At 52.8% G+C, this 13,932-nt stretch carries 12 protein-coding genes; 5 read left to right on the top strand and 7 right to left on the bottom strand.

Going from position 1 to position 13,932, the window contains the following annotated elements; translation table 11 throughout:
* Window positions 1-230: 230 nt before the first annotated feature.
* The 4 genes from NYE33_RS06075 to NYE33_RS06060 all read right to left on the bottom strand — a co-directional run bounded on the left by NYE33_RS06075 (window position 231) and on the right by NYE33_RS06060 (window position 4,029).
* Window positions 231-1,229 carry a Gfo/Idh/MocA family protein gene (locus NYE33_RS06075; protein WP_341065119.1) on the bottom strand — a complete coding sequence of 333 codons (999 nt, stop codon included), beginning with the start codon at window positions 1,227-1,229 and terminating at the stop codon, window positions 231-233.
* 74 nt (window positions 1,230-1,303) lie between these two features.
* The gene (locus NYE33_RS06070) at window positions 1,304-2,263 is read right to left on the bottom strand and encodes a 1,4-dihydroxy-2-naphthoate polyprenyltransferase (RefSeq protein WP_042140311.1); all 960 of its coding nucleotides are present in this window, start codon (window positions 2,261-2,263) and stop codon (window positions 1,304-1,306) included.
* 33 nt (window positions 2,264-2,296) lie between these two features.
* The gene (locus NYE33_RS06065) at window positions 2,297-3,070 is read right to left on the bottom strand and encodes a DUF6081 family protein (RefSeq protein WP_042140312.1); all 774 of its coding nucleotides are present in this window, start codon (window positions 3,068-3,070) and stop codon (window positions 2,297-2,299) included.
* A gap of 38 nt (window positions 3,071-3,108) precedes the next feature.
* The gene (locus NYE33_RS06060) at window positions 3,109-4,029 is read right to left on the bottom strand and encodes a prenyltransferase (protein WP_231575246.1); all 921 of its coding nucleotides are present in this window, start codon (window positions 4,027-4,029) and stop codon (window positions 3,109-3,111) included.
* A gap of 172 nt (window positions 4,030-4,201) precedes the next feature.
* Here NYE33_RS06060 and NYE33_RS06055 point away from each other — a divergent pair, with 172 nt between their 5' ends.
* From NYE33_RS06055 to NYE33_RS06035, 5 genes are all read left to right on the top strand, one after another.
* Window positions 4,202-6,568, top strand: a complete 2,367-nt coding sequence (locus tag NYE33_RS06055; protein WP_076247644.1) for a bifunctional diguanylate cyclase/phosphodiesterase — start codon at window positions 4,202-4,204, stop codon at window positions 6,566-6,568.
* Between the two features lie 120 nt (window positions 6,569-6,688).
* Window positions 6,689-7,312, top strand: coding sequence for an acetate uptake transporter (locus NYE33_RS06050; RefSeq protein ID WP_042140313.1), 624 nt, complete (start codon window positions 6,689-6,691; stop codon window positions 7,310-7,312).
* A gap of 258 nt (window positions 7,313-7,570) precedes the next feature.
* Window positions 7,571-9,715 carry a putative bifunctional diguanylate cyclase/phosphodiesterase gene (locus NYE33_RS06045; RefSeq protein WP_052422147.1) on the top strand — a complete coding sequence of 715 codons (2,145 nt, stop codon included), beginning with the start codon at window positions 7,571-7,573 and terminating at the stop codon, window positions 9,713-9,715.
* 62 nt (window positions 9,716-9,777) lie between these two features.
* Complete coding sequence (locus tag NYE33_RS06040) at window positions 9,778-10,101, top strand: hypothetical protein (RefSeq protein WP_042140314.1); 324 nt, start codon at window positions 9,778-9,780, stop codon at window positions 10,099-10,101.
* A gap of 156 nt (window positions 10,102-10,257) precedes the next feature.
* Window positions 10,258-11,142, top strand: a complete 885-nt coding sequence (locus NYE33_RS06035) for a helix-turn-helix domain-containing protein (protein WP_042140315.1) — start codon at window positions 10,258-10,260, stop codon at window positions 11,140-11,142.
* Window positions 11,143-11,154: 12 nt separating this feature from the next.
* Here the strand turns inward: NYE33_RS06035 and NYE33_RS06030 are convergent, their stop codons facing one another.
* Genes NYE33_RS06030 through NYE33_RS06020 form a run of 3 tightly spaced genes read right to left on the bottom strand, consistent with a single transcriptional unit; the run spans window position 11,155 to window position 13,887 of the window.
* Complete coding sequence (locus tag NYE33_RS06030) at window positions 11,155-11,379, bottom strand: hypothetical protein (RefSeq protein ID WP_042140316.1); 225 nt, start codon at window positions 11,377-11,379, stop codon at window positions 11,155-11,157.
* 34 nt (window positions 11,380-11,413) lie between these two features.
* Complete coding sequence (locus tag NYE33_RS06025; protein WP_042140317.1) at window positions 11,414-13,012, bottom strand: hypothetical protein; 1,599 nt, start codon at window positions 13,010-13,012, stop codon at window positions 11,414-11,416.
* Window positions 13,009-13,887, bottom strand: a complete 879-nt coding sequence (locus NYE33_RS06020; protein ID WP_042140318.1) for an ABC transporter ATP-binding protein — start codon at window positions 13,885-13,887, stop codon at window positions 13,009-13,011. The genes NYE33_RS06025 and NYE33_RS06020 overlap by 4 nt, the downstream gene beginning before the upstream one ends.
* Window positions 13,888-13,932 lie beyond the last annotated feature (45 nt).

The following is a 13,932-nucleotide window of genomic DNA, read 5'->3' as shown; positions in this document are numbered from 1 at the left end:
ACGCCTGCCTTTTCGCTGTTTTTAATTGCACATTATACAACTATCACTGAGTCTCCACTTGGAACTGAATACATACATGGCTGCCTTGTTGAATGAATTCACTTCCTTAGTGCTGATATTGCACTAGAGCATAAAGACATACAGAAACGGATACCGCCCATGGGACGGTATCCGTTTCTCTTTGAAAGAATATTTTATTCATGAAGGGAGCTTATTATCTCCTGTGACGGCTACACCAGGCTGATTCTTTCCCGTTTCCGGGCAGATTCCAGGCAGCTCTCAATCAGCTTCATATTATGCACCGGGTCCTCTTCGGCGATCCAGGGCTTGCCGCTGAAGACCGCAATGGCGAAATGATCCGCCTGCTGCACGTAAGGATTGGCTCCGAAGGCTTCCACCTGCCGGGGCTCTCCGCTGCTGCTATACACGAAGAACTGTGCATCGTCGAACCTGGCGTTGAACGGCATCGGGATTTCGATCCGGCCTTCTGTGCCAAGCACCTCCAGCAGCTGGCGGTTATACGCCCACATGCCGCAATCGAAGATCAGGCTCCGCCCGCCGGGGAACTCCACCAGACCGGAGGCCATCATGTCTACGTTATCATGCTCCGGTGAGAAGAGCGCCTGCACAGTTACGGCTTCCGGCTCTGCACCGAACAGCAGCCGCGCCGCTGTGAGCGGGTAGCAGCCGACATCATAGAGCGATCCGCCTCCCCAGGCAGACTTGAAGCGGATATTGGAAGTATCCTTCGCATCGTTATAGGTAAACGTGCCGCGGATGGAGCGCAGCTCCCCGATCTCGCCGCCCGCTATGATCTCCTGAAGCTCAGTGATCCGCGGATGATGGCGGTACATATAAGCCTCCGCCAAGTGAACTCCCGCCTTCCGGCAAGCCTCCACCATCCCGGCTGCCTCGCGGCTGTCCAGGGCAATCGGCTTCTCGCACAGGACATGTTTGCCTGCCTCTGCCGCGCGGATCACCCATTCATAGTGCAGATGATTCGGAAGCGGAATATAGACCGCATCGACATCCGGATCGGCCAGCAGTTCTTCATAGCTGCCATAAGCCTTCTCAATACCGAACTCTGCCGCAGCAGCGCTGCTCTTCTCAAGCCCCCGGCTGGCAATCGCCGTAATCACTCCGGTCTCTGACTCCTGGATGGCCGGCATTACCGATCCTGTGGCGATCTGCGCGCAGCCCATAATTCCCCAACGAAGCTTCTGTGTCATAGTTATACACCTTCCTTATATAAGTTCTTCCGCGTATACCCTATAAACACAATATCATAGAATCGGGTATATCTCTAAGCAGGCCATATGGAGACCCATATAACAGCTATACCCAGCACTATGATTCTTGCCGCGCTCATGAGCATGAAATTCTTGACGGACAGAATGAAGGTCGTACCTTTATGCTGCTCCTGCTGGAACCTCGCGATATTGCGGCGCAGTGGAATCAGTGTCAGCAGGAGGAGAAGCACCAATACCGGATGAATGCCAAGCAGGACCAGCACGATCAGATCCACAAAAGAAACATAGTAGAGCAGCTTGAACAGCAGCAGCGCATTTTTGCGTCCGATATACACAGGCAGCGTATACCTGCGGTTATCCATATCATCCTCAATATCGCAGATGTTGTTAGCCAGCATGATGCCGGCAATCCCGAGGATGGCCGGTACTGAGAACCAGAACAAATACAGCACCTCAATGAAATTAATGTGCAGACTGATCCAGTTACCCTGAAGCAGGAGGGTCACCACCGCCTGATCTGAGTGAATGTAGGCCGAGATGAAGATAATGACGAAACCCATGAACAGGCCGGAGAACAGCTCCCCCAGCGGCATCCGCGAGATCGGAATCGGCCCGAAGGAATACAGGATGCCGATCAGGAAGGACAATCCGCCGAGCAGAAATACAATCAGTCCCGTCTGGGAGACCAGAGCGATCCCGCCGCCCGCCGCAAGTACAAGAAGAATGACGATCGTCGCCACCACCGTGCTTTCCTTCAGCTTGTAATGGACGACGGGATTATGGGTTTCATACCCGTAGCCGTGGGTTTTTGCCGCTTTTTTGTAATCATAATAGTTATTGATCGCCGTTGTTGCCATATCGAAGCTGAGGAGCGATACAAACATCAGCGCGAAGCGCAGGATATAGAAGTCCTCGAACCGGTATAACGCATAGAGTGTCCCCAGCAGCAGCGGCAGCATACTGGCTACCTTCGTTGGCAGCTCGACAAACTTGAAGAAGGTTTTTATATTCACGGCCATTCATCCTTATCTGTTAGATGCGCACTGTTACTTTGCAGAGGTTGTAACCGTCACCGGTGACCATTCTGCGATTACCGTCTGCCCGTGTGCGGATACGCTGCCCTCCGGCGTCAGATCCTTCTCGGTCATAATGCCCAAAGCGATAGTGAAGCTGTTGAATTTAACCGGCACATTCTGCTCACGGCGCACCTCTTGACCGTTCACAAAGAATACAGCCTCGTTTTTGCCCCGGTGGTAAGTGATTTTGTAAGTATTGAATTCACGCGCCTTGAAGCCGGTATCCTCTGTGAAGATGCAGAAGTATTTGGTTCCCCCGGTCTCGGGTACTGTTACACCCGGAAACGGCAGAATTCCATACACACTGGCATATTTATCGTTACCGGCAAAGAAATCGAGCGCAGCACCTGTTGTGAAATCAAGTAAATTCAGCGAAACATAGCCGTCATACAGATCGCCCGGCGCTGTCCCCTGCGTACGGGCACGGATCTGCAGCTCGAAGCTGATCTCCCCCTCTTCAGGCACTTCTACCGGCTGGGCCGAATAATACATATGCTTGGCATTATCAAGAATCTGCACATGGTCGTTCTGGCGGCTCAGCTGAGCCCGCACATACAGATATCCATTACGTACAATCACTACGGCTTCCGGTTCACGGTAAGCCCAGAACGAGCCGTCAGGCAGCGTGAAGCCGCCGGTTCTCCAGACCTTACCCTCAGTCAGAATGGTATGAAAATCTCCGATTACGGTTTGTTTGACCTCCGCCGGTTGCACTTCTTCACTAATTGGTTTGTTCTTGTCCATGGGTTCTCCCGCTTTCTGTAATGTAGTAAATTCCGGTTTCAGACCAGTCCCTGAATGAGCAGTGCCACCGCCATGATCATCCCGCAGCGCACAGAGGCCCGCTGTGAGGCGCCCATGAGCGGCAGATAAGCGGCGGATGCATTCTGCGGCTGCAGGTTGCGGTAGACATGCACCGGTGCAATGGCCGTCAGCAAGGCGAGCAGCGCATACACCGGCAGTACATCAAGCAGTACACAAACAATAAGGGATGCATATGAGATATAGAGCAGTACATGAGAGAAAATCAATGCTCTGCGTTCGCCCCATACTACAACAAGCGTACGCTTGCCGGCCTGCTGGTCAGCTCTCCAGTGCAGGAAGTGGTGGTTGAACAGCAGCAGCGTTGTCAGAAGCCCGATCGGCAGAGACAGCAGGACAGGCTTCAGGCTGAATTCCCCGGTCTGAACGAAATAGGCGCCCAGAACAGGCATTAATCCGAACGCAAGGAAGATCGCAAGCTCACTGTAGCCCTTGCCGCGGTAGCCGAAGCGCAGCGGCGGGGCGACATAGAAATAAGCGATCAGCGCACCGCCGGCGACAAACCATAGTATCTCCCAGCCGCTGTACAGGCTAAGCAGTAAGCCGCAGGCGACCGCAACGGCCAGCAGGCCCCAGGTCAGAAGCGCAAACAGCGACTCCCGCATCATTCCTCCGGACAGGAAACCGGAATTCGTAGAGATGGCCTCAGGTGTATTATGCGCCTCCGTGTCGGTTCCGTTGCGGAAGTCCCATAAATCATTCACCATATTGGAGAATAGGTGCGCCGCAGCTGCTCCGACAAAGGTTATAACAAACAAAAACGGATGGAATACTCCCTGCCATACATATGCCCCGACCGTTCCCAGGACAACCGGTATGAGCATAACGGGAATAACTCCAAACCGTGAGGCTTTCTTAAAAATCGTCCATTTTTCCATCATGCCAAGGATTATCTCCTTCAATTATTATTTGATAATAATTATCATTAAATTATTATACATCAAATTTCGACACTTTGGGGAGATTTACGCTGCAAAATATTCCCTAATCGTGGTACACTATTATAGATGGTACTTATTTCCTATTAAGTCTAAAATATTAAAGGGGAACACCATGAAACTCCGCAAAAAAATATTTATCTTCATTGGCTTTGTAGCCGTGCTCGGAATAGGCGCTACCTACCTGCTTCTTCACATGATTCTGCTTAACCGTTTCGAGAAGCTGGACGAGGCGCAGCTGCAGCGCAACTTGACCAAAGCTGTGGCTTCCTATAATGAAGAACTGCAGGACATGAAGACCGGACTTCTTAATTACTCCGTGTGGGATGAAACCTACAGGTTCATGGAATCCGTAAGAAATACCGGCCCGGCCTTATCCGGCGGTACTGCCCCCACCCCCAGCAGCTTTGACCAGACCACCTATGAAATCAACCGTTTCGATATGATCGCCCTGCTGGATTTGAACGGCAGTCCAATATATGGCGGCTCCTACGATCTGGCATTAGGAAATGTTACCCCCCTGACACAGGAACAGCTCACTCTTTTCAAGCTGATCCACAGCCGTCTGCCTGCTTTCACCGGAACCGAAGAGAGCAGGAGCGGCGTTGTTATTCTGGATAAGGGGCCTATGCTGATCACACTCACGCCCATTGCCGGCAGCAGCAGTGACAAGCCGGTGATTGGCACGGCCGTTGCCGGAAGAATGCTACACCCGGAAGAGATTTCGCATATCTGGAAGGACACCCTCTCCACTATTCATGTGTCCCGCGCCACCTCTGCGCTGCTTGCGGAGAGCGGAGGCCAGCCGACCTGGACCCATCCGGTCTCGGACGGTATGATGTCGATTCATACGGCGGTGAATGATTTGTTCGGTGATCCGGGCCTGATCATCTCCCTGAAAGAGCCCCGGCAGCTCTACAATAGCGGACTGAAGTCCATAAGCACCTTCCGCATGCTCTATTTCATCTCCATGCTGCTGCTGCTTGCCGCAAGCATGCTCTTCGTCAACCGGTTTATTCTGGACCGGATGTCATCACTGGTAAGAAATATCCGAGCTATTGGCAGCAGCAAGGATCTGTCTATCCGGATTCCCAGCACCGGGCGGGATGAATTCGGCGAAGTGGAGGTTGAATTCAACCGGATGATCGATTCACTGGAACAGGTGCAGGACGAGCTGCGGCAGCAATCCCTGCTGGACCCGTTGACCCAGCTGCCTAACCGCTCACTCTTTTTTGCCAAGCTGAATGAAGCCATCGCCGCGGCCAAAGGACTCAACCGGCAGATTGCCCTGGTATTTATTGATCTGGATCATTTCAAGACGGTGAACGACACTCTGGGCCATGATTTCGGGGATGCCATCTTGAAGGAGACGGCCTTCCGGATCTCACAGGTTGTCGGCAAACACGATGTGGTCTCCCGGCTTGGCGGGGATGAATTCACCATTCTGCTCTCCGATGTCCCCGATGCCGGGAGCATTCATACGCAGCTGTCGCGGATTCAGGAGGCCCTCTCCATGCCGCACCATATTAAGGGGCATCTTCTATATAATACGGCCAGTATCGGCATCAGTATTTATCCGCAGAACGGTGAAGATGCTGATTATCTGGTCAAACAGGCTGATCTGGCCATGTTCCATGTCAAGGAGACAGGCCGCAATAACATCTTTCTGTATTCAGAGGATCTTGAGGCAGGCATCCGGCGCAAGAAGGTCCTGGCCCAGCAGCTGCTCTCTGCCGCAGTGGCGAACGAGTTCGAGGTGCATTATCAGCCTATCCTTGGTGCAGGCACTTTACAGGTATCGAAGGTGGAGGCGCTGCTGCGCTGGACCAGTCCGAGCTACGGAAGTATCTCACCGGCCGAGTTCATCCCGCTCGCCGAGAGCAGCGGCTCGATTGTCGGCATTGGCGGCTGGGTACTGCGGCAGGTCTGCTCCGATATGCGTGAATTCCGCAGCCGGGGGCTGGAGGTTACCGCTGCGGTTAATATCTCTGCCCTGCAGCTGATGCAGCCCGGCCTCCTCGAACTACTGCTCGATCTGCTTCATGAATATGAACTGCCTGCTTCGAGTCTGGAGCTGGAGATCACAGAGAGTGTTCTGGTCTCCGGGGACAGCATCTTCCGGTCACTGCAGCAGCTTAGAGCCCACGGCTTCCGGATCTCGCTTGATGATTTCGGCACAGGCTTCTCTTCCTTAAGCTATCTGCGCCGTTTCCCTGTCGATGTCATTAAGATTGACCGTTCCTTCGTTTCCGAGATGTCTCCGGCCCCGCCGGGTGATGTGCTCGTCAAGGCGATTATTGAGCTAAGCCATAACCTTGGGCTGCGGGTCGTCTCCGAGGGCATAGAGCATCAGGAGCAGTTCGACATGCTGCGCGCGCTGGGCAGTGACGAGCTGCAGGGATACTATATTAGCAGGCCTCTTCAGGTCACGGCACTTTATTCTTTTTTAGCGCAGAAAAATTACTTTCCGGAGTCAAAATAAGCAGTAATTTTATAGGCAAGCTACCGGGTATATGATATGATAGGCAAGCTGATAACAGCACCCGCTCCGGGTGCTGTTATCCTATGCGAACAATTATGAAAATTGGAGGCTTTAATTGTTATGTCAGCGCAACCGCAAACAACTCAATCCGTCAAAATTGTCACCGCCGACCCCAGCGCCATCGGCTTGTTCGGATTGGCTATCGTCACCTTGGTCGCTTCTTCACAAAAGCTCGAAATTACAACAGGTCTAAGCTACGCTATTCCATGGGCTATCTTCCTCGGAGCCTTCGCCCAGCTGTTCGCATCCATTCAGGATGCCAAGCACAACAACACCTTTGGCATGACCGCCTTTGGTGCCTATGCATTCTTCTGGTTCGGCATGGGCGCAAGCTGGCTGATCAAGCTCGGGGTATTCGGTACGGTGCTGGCAGAAGGCGTTGATCCCAAGCAGCTCGGATTTGTTTTTGTAGGATATCTCGTGTTCACCCTGTTCATGACGCTCGGCGCCGTTGAAGCAAACCGCGTCCTGCTGGTCATCTTCATTCTCATCGACTTCCTGTTCCTCGGCCTCTCTATGGATGCCTTCGGAGTCGCTGCGGAATTCTTCCACAAGCTGGCTGCCGTTGCGGAAATGGCTATCGGAATTGTATCGCTCTACGGCTGCGGCGCATCTGTGCTCAATGCTCATTTCGGACGTACTTTCCTGCCGATCGGCGCACCGCTGGGCATCTTCAAGAAATAATTACAGGTTCAGGCTCAAGCTACTTGGGCTCCAATCTTAAGAGCAACGGATAAATACTTGCTGCCTTCGGGGCAGAAGGTGTTTATCCGTTTTGAATTTACACGGCTGTTTGTTAGGTTTTTCCTTGCGCAAAGACGATAAAAATGACATGCTATAGAAACACCTACGACATATCTCGACATTTTTCTGCGGTGCAGGAACCGCTTTTTATGAATAGCAAATCTACTGCTTTAATCTTTCGGGTATCGGAGGCAATCCATGGCTTTCATTAATAAAAAGCCTTTAACGATTATTGTCGGCTTCTTAGTCGTCCTGCAGCTCTCGCTGTTCTATTATTATTCCTTGTCCGTGAACCGGGAATACAGGGCTGAGAAGGCCGATCTGTCCTCACAGGCAGTCATGCTGGCCTCAAATATTGAGGAGAGAGTGGCAATTGTCAAAGGCGTAAGTTCCTTTATTCAAACGGTCGGCTTCGATGCTGATCCCGCACTCATTAATAACTATCTGGTAACGGCACACAACAACAACTCAAGCCATGTCACGAACATTATGATCGCTCCTGACGGTCTTATCCGCTACCTCTACCCTCTTGAAGGCAACACAGCGATTCTGGGCAAAAGCCTGCTGCTGGATGCCTCCCTGGCCTCCCCCGGCATGATCCAAGAAACGATACGCTCCCGCGGCATTACGGTAGACGGGCCCCGTACATTAGCCCAAGGCGGCTATGGAATGGTAATCCGGCAAGCTATTTACAAAGACAACTCTTTCGAGGGCATCGTCTCGGTTACAGTGAAGATTGATAACATTGTGAACCAGCTTGCACTCGAGGACAGCAATATATATGTTACAGCCGAGGACCACACGTTCCTCTTTGGCAATGAATCCCATGCTGATGACCTGCAGCTTACCGTTCCTGTTCAGGCCTATAATCAGCATTGGCTGATGGGAATATCCCTGCCTTCCTATAAGAAGTGGCAATTGTTCCGCAGCGTGCTGTGGATTGATATTGCCTTCCTGCTTGTAATTGCTTTCATTCTCTATGTCTCATGGCATCAGAGCCGGTTCAACCGTGAGCTGGAGCGTGTAGTCAGTCTCCGGACCCGTGATCTGAGCATCTCCAAGCGTTTATACGAGAAGCTCGCGCATTACGACAGTCTGACGGACATTCCGAACCGGCGTTATTTCATGGATGAATTCGAGCGGCTGCTGCAATGCTCTGACCCGACTCAGACTTATACCTTGTTCTTTTTCGACTTGAACCGGTTTAAGGAAATCAATGATACGCTTGGGCACTCTACAGGGGATCAGGTGATTAAGACACTGGCCGGCCGGCTGAAATCCGGTGAGCTGCCCTTCAAGCTGTTCGCGCGTACCGGCGGAGATGAATTCGTCATGATCTTCCCTGACCTGCCGCGTGAGCAAATCCCCGTGATTGCCGAACAGATTAGCTTATTAATCTCGCAGACGCTGCTGATCTCCGGAGCACATCTCAGCTTGTCCACCAGCATCGGCATCTCCCTGTACCCTGAGCATTCGAAGAATAAGGATGATCTGCTCAAATTCGCGGATATGTCCATGTACCAGGCCAAGACACAGGAAGACGCCAACTTCTTCATCTTCGACTGGGAGCTGCGCGAGAAGCTGGAGCAGAAGACGATGATCGCTAAGTATTTGCATTCTGCACTGGAGCGGGAAGAATTCGTGCTGTATTATCAGCCGCAGATCAATGCCGTCACAGGTAAAATGATCGGTATGGAGGCGCTGATCCGCTGGAACCATCCCGAGAAGGGTCTGATCGGGCCCGGCACCTTCATCGCCGCCGTGGAAGAGGCCGGTCTGATGATCCAGCTCACCGACTGGGTGCTGCGCGAGGTATGCCGCCAGCTCTGCGAGTGGCGGAACCTGGGAATGCCGCTGCTGCGGACATCGATTAATATCTCCAACAGCTGGTTCTACAACCGCAATCTGATCGAGAATCTGCTCTCTGTCCTTGACCAGTACGGACTGGATACCGATATGCTGGAATTCGAGATTACAGAGAGTACCGCACTGCTGGAAGAACACTATCCGCTGCTGCAGCAGATGCGCGATCACGGAATCATCGTTTCCATTGACGATTTCGGCACGAAATATTCCTCACTGAATTACCTGAAGCATTTTCCCGTGAACAAAATCAAAATTGACCGCACCTTCATCACCGGCATCGGAGTCAGCTCCATTGACGAGACCATCATCAAATCCATCGTCTTCGTCGCCTCGCAGCTCGGCTATGACCTGATTGCCGAAGGGGTAGAGACGCCGGAGCAGCTCGCCTTCCTGGTGAAGCATGATTGCCCGCATATCCAGGGATTCCTGTTCTTCCCTCCGCTGCCTGCCGACGAAATCCGCAAGCTGGCTTCATAAACGGAGGATCGTTCGTTATAATAAAGGTAAGACTGAAGTTAACCCGAAAGGATTATGAGAACATGAATGGATTAACTACCGGCGAAATTGCCGGAACCGTTATATTTGCGCTGATCCTGGCCATCCTTGCCTACCGCATTATCCGCGGCATGCCGAAGATGGCCGGAGATATTACAGCTTTCCGCAAACGCACACTCGTCTGGACCCAGGTGGCATTGGTACTTACAGTTCTCCAGTTGAACTTCAAAGCAGGAGACTGGCGTTTCGGAATTATTCTTGGACTGATCGTGCTCTTTACCGGAAGCATCTGGCTGTCCGCCCGCCGTTATGATAACGCCCGTCTGGCTGAGTCCGCAGCAGAGCCGCAGGACAGCACCAGAGAATAATACACTAATCTTTCAAGTGGAAACGGATACCGTCCTTTTGAAGGACGGTATCCGTTTCAGCGAGAAATAGAAGGACAATTTATAGCGTGTAACATATAAATTCTTATATTTGAATTTGAAGCTCCCGCATGGGGGCTTTTTTTAGGAGGAGTTGCTGTGGGCAGTACAAAAGCATTGGGCATCTACGGCTTCCGCTTCAGTGAGCCGGACCGGCTGCCGCTGCTGAATCTCTTTGCAGCCGGGCATTCGGTTGAGCTGAGCCCGGATTATCACTGGAACGGCCTGGAGCGCAGTGATGGTCCGCTGCTGCTCTTCCAGTACACCGTTTCGGGAAGCGGGATCTATGAGCTTGACGGGGAGAGCTTCAGCATCGGCCCCGGACAGGCCTTCATGGCTGAGATTCCCGGCAGCCACCGGTATTATCATCCCGGCGGCACGGAGCCGTGGGAGTTCTATTTCCTGCTCTTCCGGCCGGAGCCGCTGCTGCCGCTCTGGAATGATATCAAGTCCAGAATCGGGGCAACCCCGGCCCTGGATTCCGGAAGCCCGCCGGTCCGCATGCTGCGCGATATCGTCCGTGAAGCCCACGCCGGACGGATTACCGATCCCTACTCGGCTTCCTCGCTGCTTCACCAATTCATGATGGAGCTCGGCAGGCATACCTCCGGCGGTCCGCATGACGCGGCCGGCTGGCCGCCGGCCATCCGCGAATGCGTCCGGTTCATCGAAGCGAATTACAGCTCCATGATCGGCCAGGAGCAGCTCGCCGGGAAGCTGGGCCTCTCGAAATTCCATTTGCTGCGGACCTTCAGCAAGGCAGTGGGTGTTACCCCCAATGACTATTTGAACCGGGTCCGCATTGAGCATGCCGTGGAGCTGCTGAGAACAACAGACTGCAGCATCGAAGCCATTGCCGGTCAGGTCGGCTATTCCTCTGGCAGTTACTTCATTAAGGTATTCCATAAGCTTACCGGACAGACACCGGGTGCCTTCCGTTCAGGGAACGGCAGCCTGAATTACAGCCGGCTGTTCTTCAGCTGACACTTGAAAGTGTTACCTTTTCCGCACCCCGTAAAGGATCAGACCGAACAGGAGCAGCAGGACTGGAAAGCCGGTGAGCAGCAGAAGAGAAGAGGCCATTCCCTCGTATGAGGTTGTGCCGACTACAATCGGAATCTCAAACACTCCGGATTGGGTAAGTATGAACATTACCAGACCGATACCTAGTCCGATTAACGCCATTCTGGTCATGTGTCTGGAAAATGATGTTGATTTCATGTGGATTTCCTCCATTTTTCATGATTAATAGTGATTAATCTTGGTCCAGCCGTCTTCTTGACAGGTAAGCAGCCGTTAACAAGCCCATGCTGATTAATAGATAGACCATATTCGTAATGAGCAGATTACCCGCAGAAGTCTCTGAATTCCTTGTGCCCAAAAAGTTAAGATAAGGCATTCTGCTGAACGGACCGAGGTACCAGATGATCAGGTATACCAGCTCAAAGGTACGGCCTGTCCCGGTCAACACCCCGCATGCGAGGGCCAGACTGGGAATCAGAAATACCGCTGCAGTCCAATAGAGGATATGTTTACAATCTCCCTCGAGGAGCATTCGCAGGAGCAGACCTCCTCCCGTGATGCAGGTAAGCATAACTCCTGAAATCCACATCGCGGATAACTGACGGGTAGCGTAACGCGGGCTCGAAGCTACAAGGTATTGCGTCCCGCAGCGTGCGTCCCGGCTCCCCAGTCCGGACCAGAGCCTCAGCGGCCAGATCCAGACGGCAGGCCAGATCTTCCACTCGGCTGAGACGGAAATCGGAACCGCGAGTCCCAGGATGAACAGCACGGAGGCAATGACAAGCCAGCGTAGTGTAGCGGCGTCCTTCATCATTAAGCGCCATTCTGCATGGATTAAGGTCAGGAAGGAATCCCTGATGACTACAGGCGGCAGCATGGATACATACACCCCGGAAACGGGGTGCCCAATTTCCTTTTGCAAATCAAACACTGTGTTATCCGCATCCGCGAGCCCCGTTCCAGCCCTCTTAGGCTTTCTTATAGCGTAACCTGTCTCCCTGAATCCATGAAACAGCATAGACGCTGCAGCAATCAGCACAAAGGCTGCTAGCCCAATCGACAGTTGCTGCGACAGCAGCGGCCACGTCCAGTCCACACCTTGCCATTCGAACAGACGGAGCGGCTTCTCCGGAAAGAGAATTCCCATCCCATAGGAGCCCGAGGATTGCGGACTGATCGCCATCAGGTCCTTCTGCATCGCTGAAATAATGAGATCCGGCCCGAATGGCATAACACCCGATCCAGCAGTAAAGAGCAGATATAAAACGAAGTAGAGAACATTACCCAGCGTCCCCTTAAGGATACGGGTTGTCTCGAACCCTACAGCCAGAGCAGCCACAACAGACATGAATGGCAGCGTCAGGAACAGAAATGGAGATACAAGCGGCCACCATTCGATCACCCGTTCCTCTCCCCGGACCCATTGCATAATTACCGAGGCTGCCATGACAGCTACGGTGATAGCGGACAGAACAGCGAAGTTACTGATCCATTTGCCGAACAAATAATATAGCTTCTTCACGGAGGAGGAAGCTATAATCTGTCCGACTCCGGTGGTCTCATCCCGTTCAATGCTGTTCTTAACCAAATAGAAACCCAGCAGAGACAGCAGCAGTGTGGTGGAGATGGCTACGGAGCCGCCGATCCAGGCTGAATTATAAATCCCCCGGTACCCGTCCAGATCCAGAGTGACATAAGCAGCCTCTGCCGGAGGGACAAAGAAGTAAGCCGCCAGCAGGGTTAGGCCGAGGATGACCAGAAATGCGTATTGTCTGATCCTTTCGAGAAAATCCGCCCGCGCAATATAGGAAATAGTCCGGATGATCCTCACTTTACACCCTCCTCCTGTATGGCTCTGGCATACAGGTAGGCTTCTTCAAGACTTGGAGCTGCTTCCACCGCCTGTGGAAGCGGCCGCGCCTCCGAGACCATGCGCACCAGCATCCCGTTCTCCTGCCGGATCGTACCGCTGATCAGCCAGCCGTTACGTCCTACCTGATATTCTTCATCCGGGATGAGGACGGACCATACCTTCCCTTGCACCTTGCCTAAAAGTACAGCCGGATCAGAATAGGCCATAAGCTGCCCACGGGATAGGATGGCAATCTGACTGGCAACAGCTTCGACATCGGAAATTACATGGGTTGAAAGAATTATAATCCGCCCCCCGGACAAGTCTGTGAGCAGGCTGCGAAACCGCATCCGCTCTTCCGGGTCCAGACCTGTGGTCGGTTCGTCAATAATCAGCAGGCTTGGATCATTCAGCAGCGCCTGGGCAATGCCGATCCGCTGGCGCATCCCTCCGGAGAAGCTGCCTATTGGGCGCTTCAAGGTATGCTGGAGATTCAGCAGCTCCAGAATATCCATAATCCGCCTTCTCATCAGACGGCCGCCCAGACCTTTCAATGCGGCTGCGTATTCCAGGAACTCCAGCGGATTCAGATGGGGATATACGCCAAAGTCTTGGGGCAAATATCCCAAGACCCGGCGAAGTTCATCTGGCTTCTTCTGAATATCTGCCCCGTTCCAGGTGATCTTCCCGGCTGTTGGTTGTGAGACGGTCGCCAGAATCCTCATCAGTGTTGATTTACCCGCCCCATTAGGCCCCAGCAAACCTATAATTCCCGGCCTGAGCTGAAGGCTAATCTCCCGCAGTGCCCAGACCCCCTTCTTGTACTGCTTGCTAACCTGTTCTATCTCCAGCATACTCATTCCCCCTGTTGCTCTTATTGTAGGGTTCCAAAGTAAAAT

This window comes from Paenibacillus sp. FSL R10-2199 (assembly GCF_038000235.1).
Lineage (GTDB): Bacteria > Bacillota > Bacilli > Paenibacillales > Paenibacillaceae > Paenibacillus_AQ > Paenibacillus_AQ phytohabitans.
The sequence above is the reverse complement of the archived record's forward strand: the minus strand, read 5'-3'. Positions and strand labels throughout refer to the sequence as shown.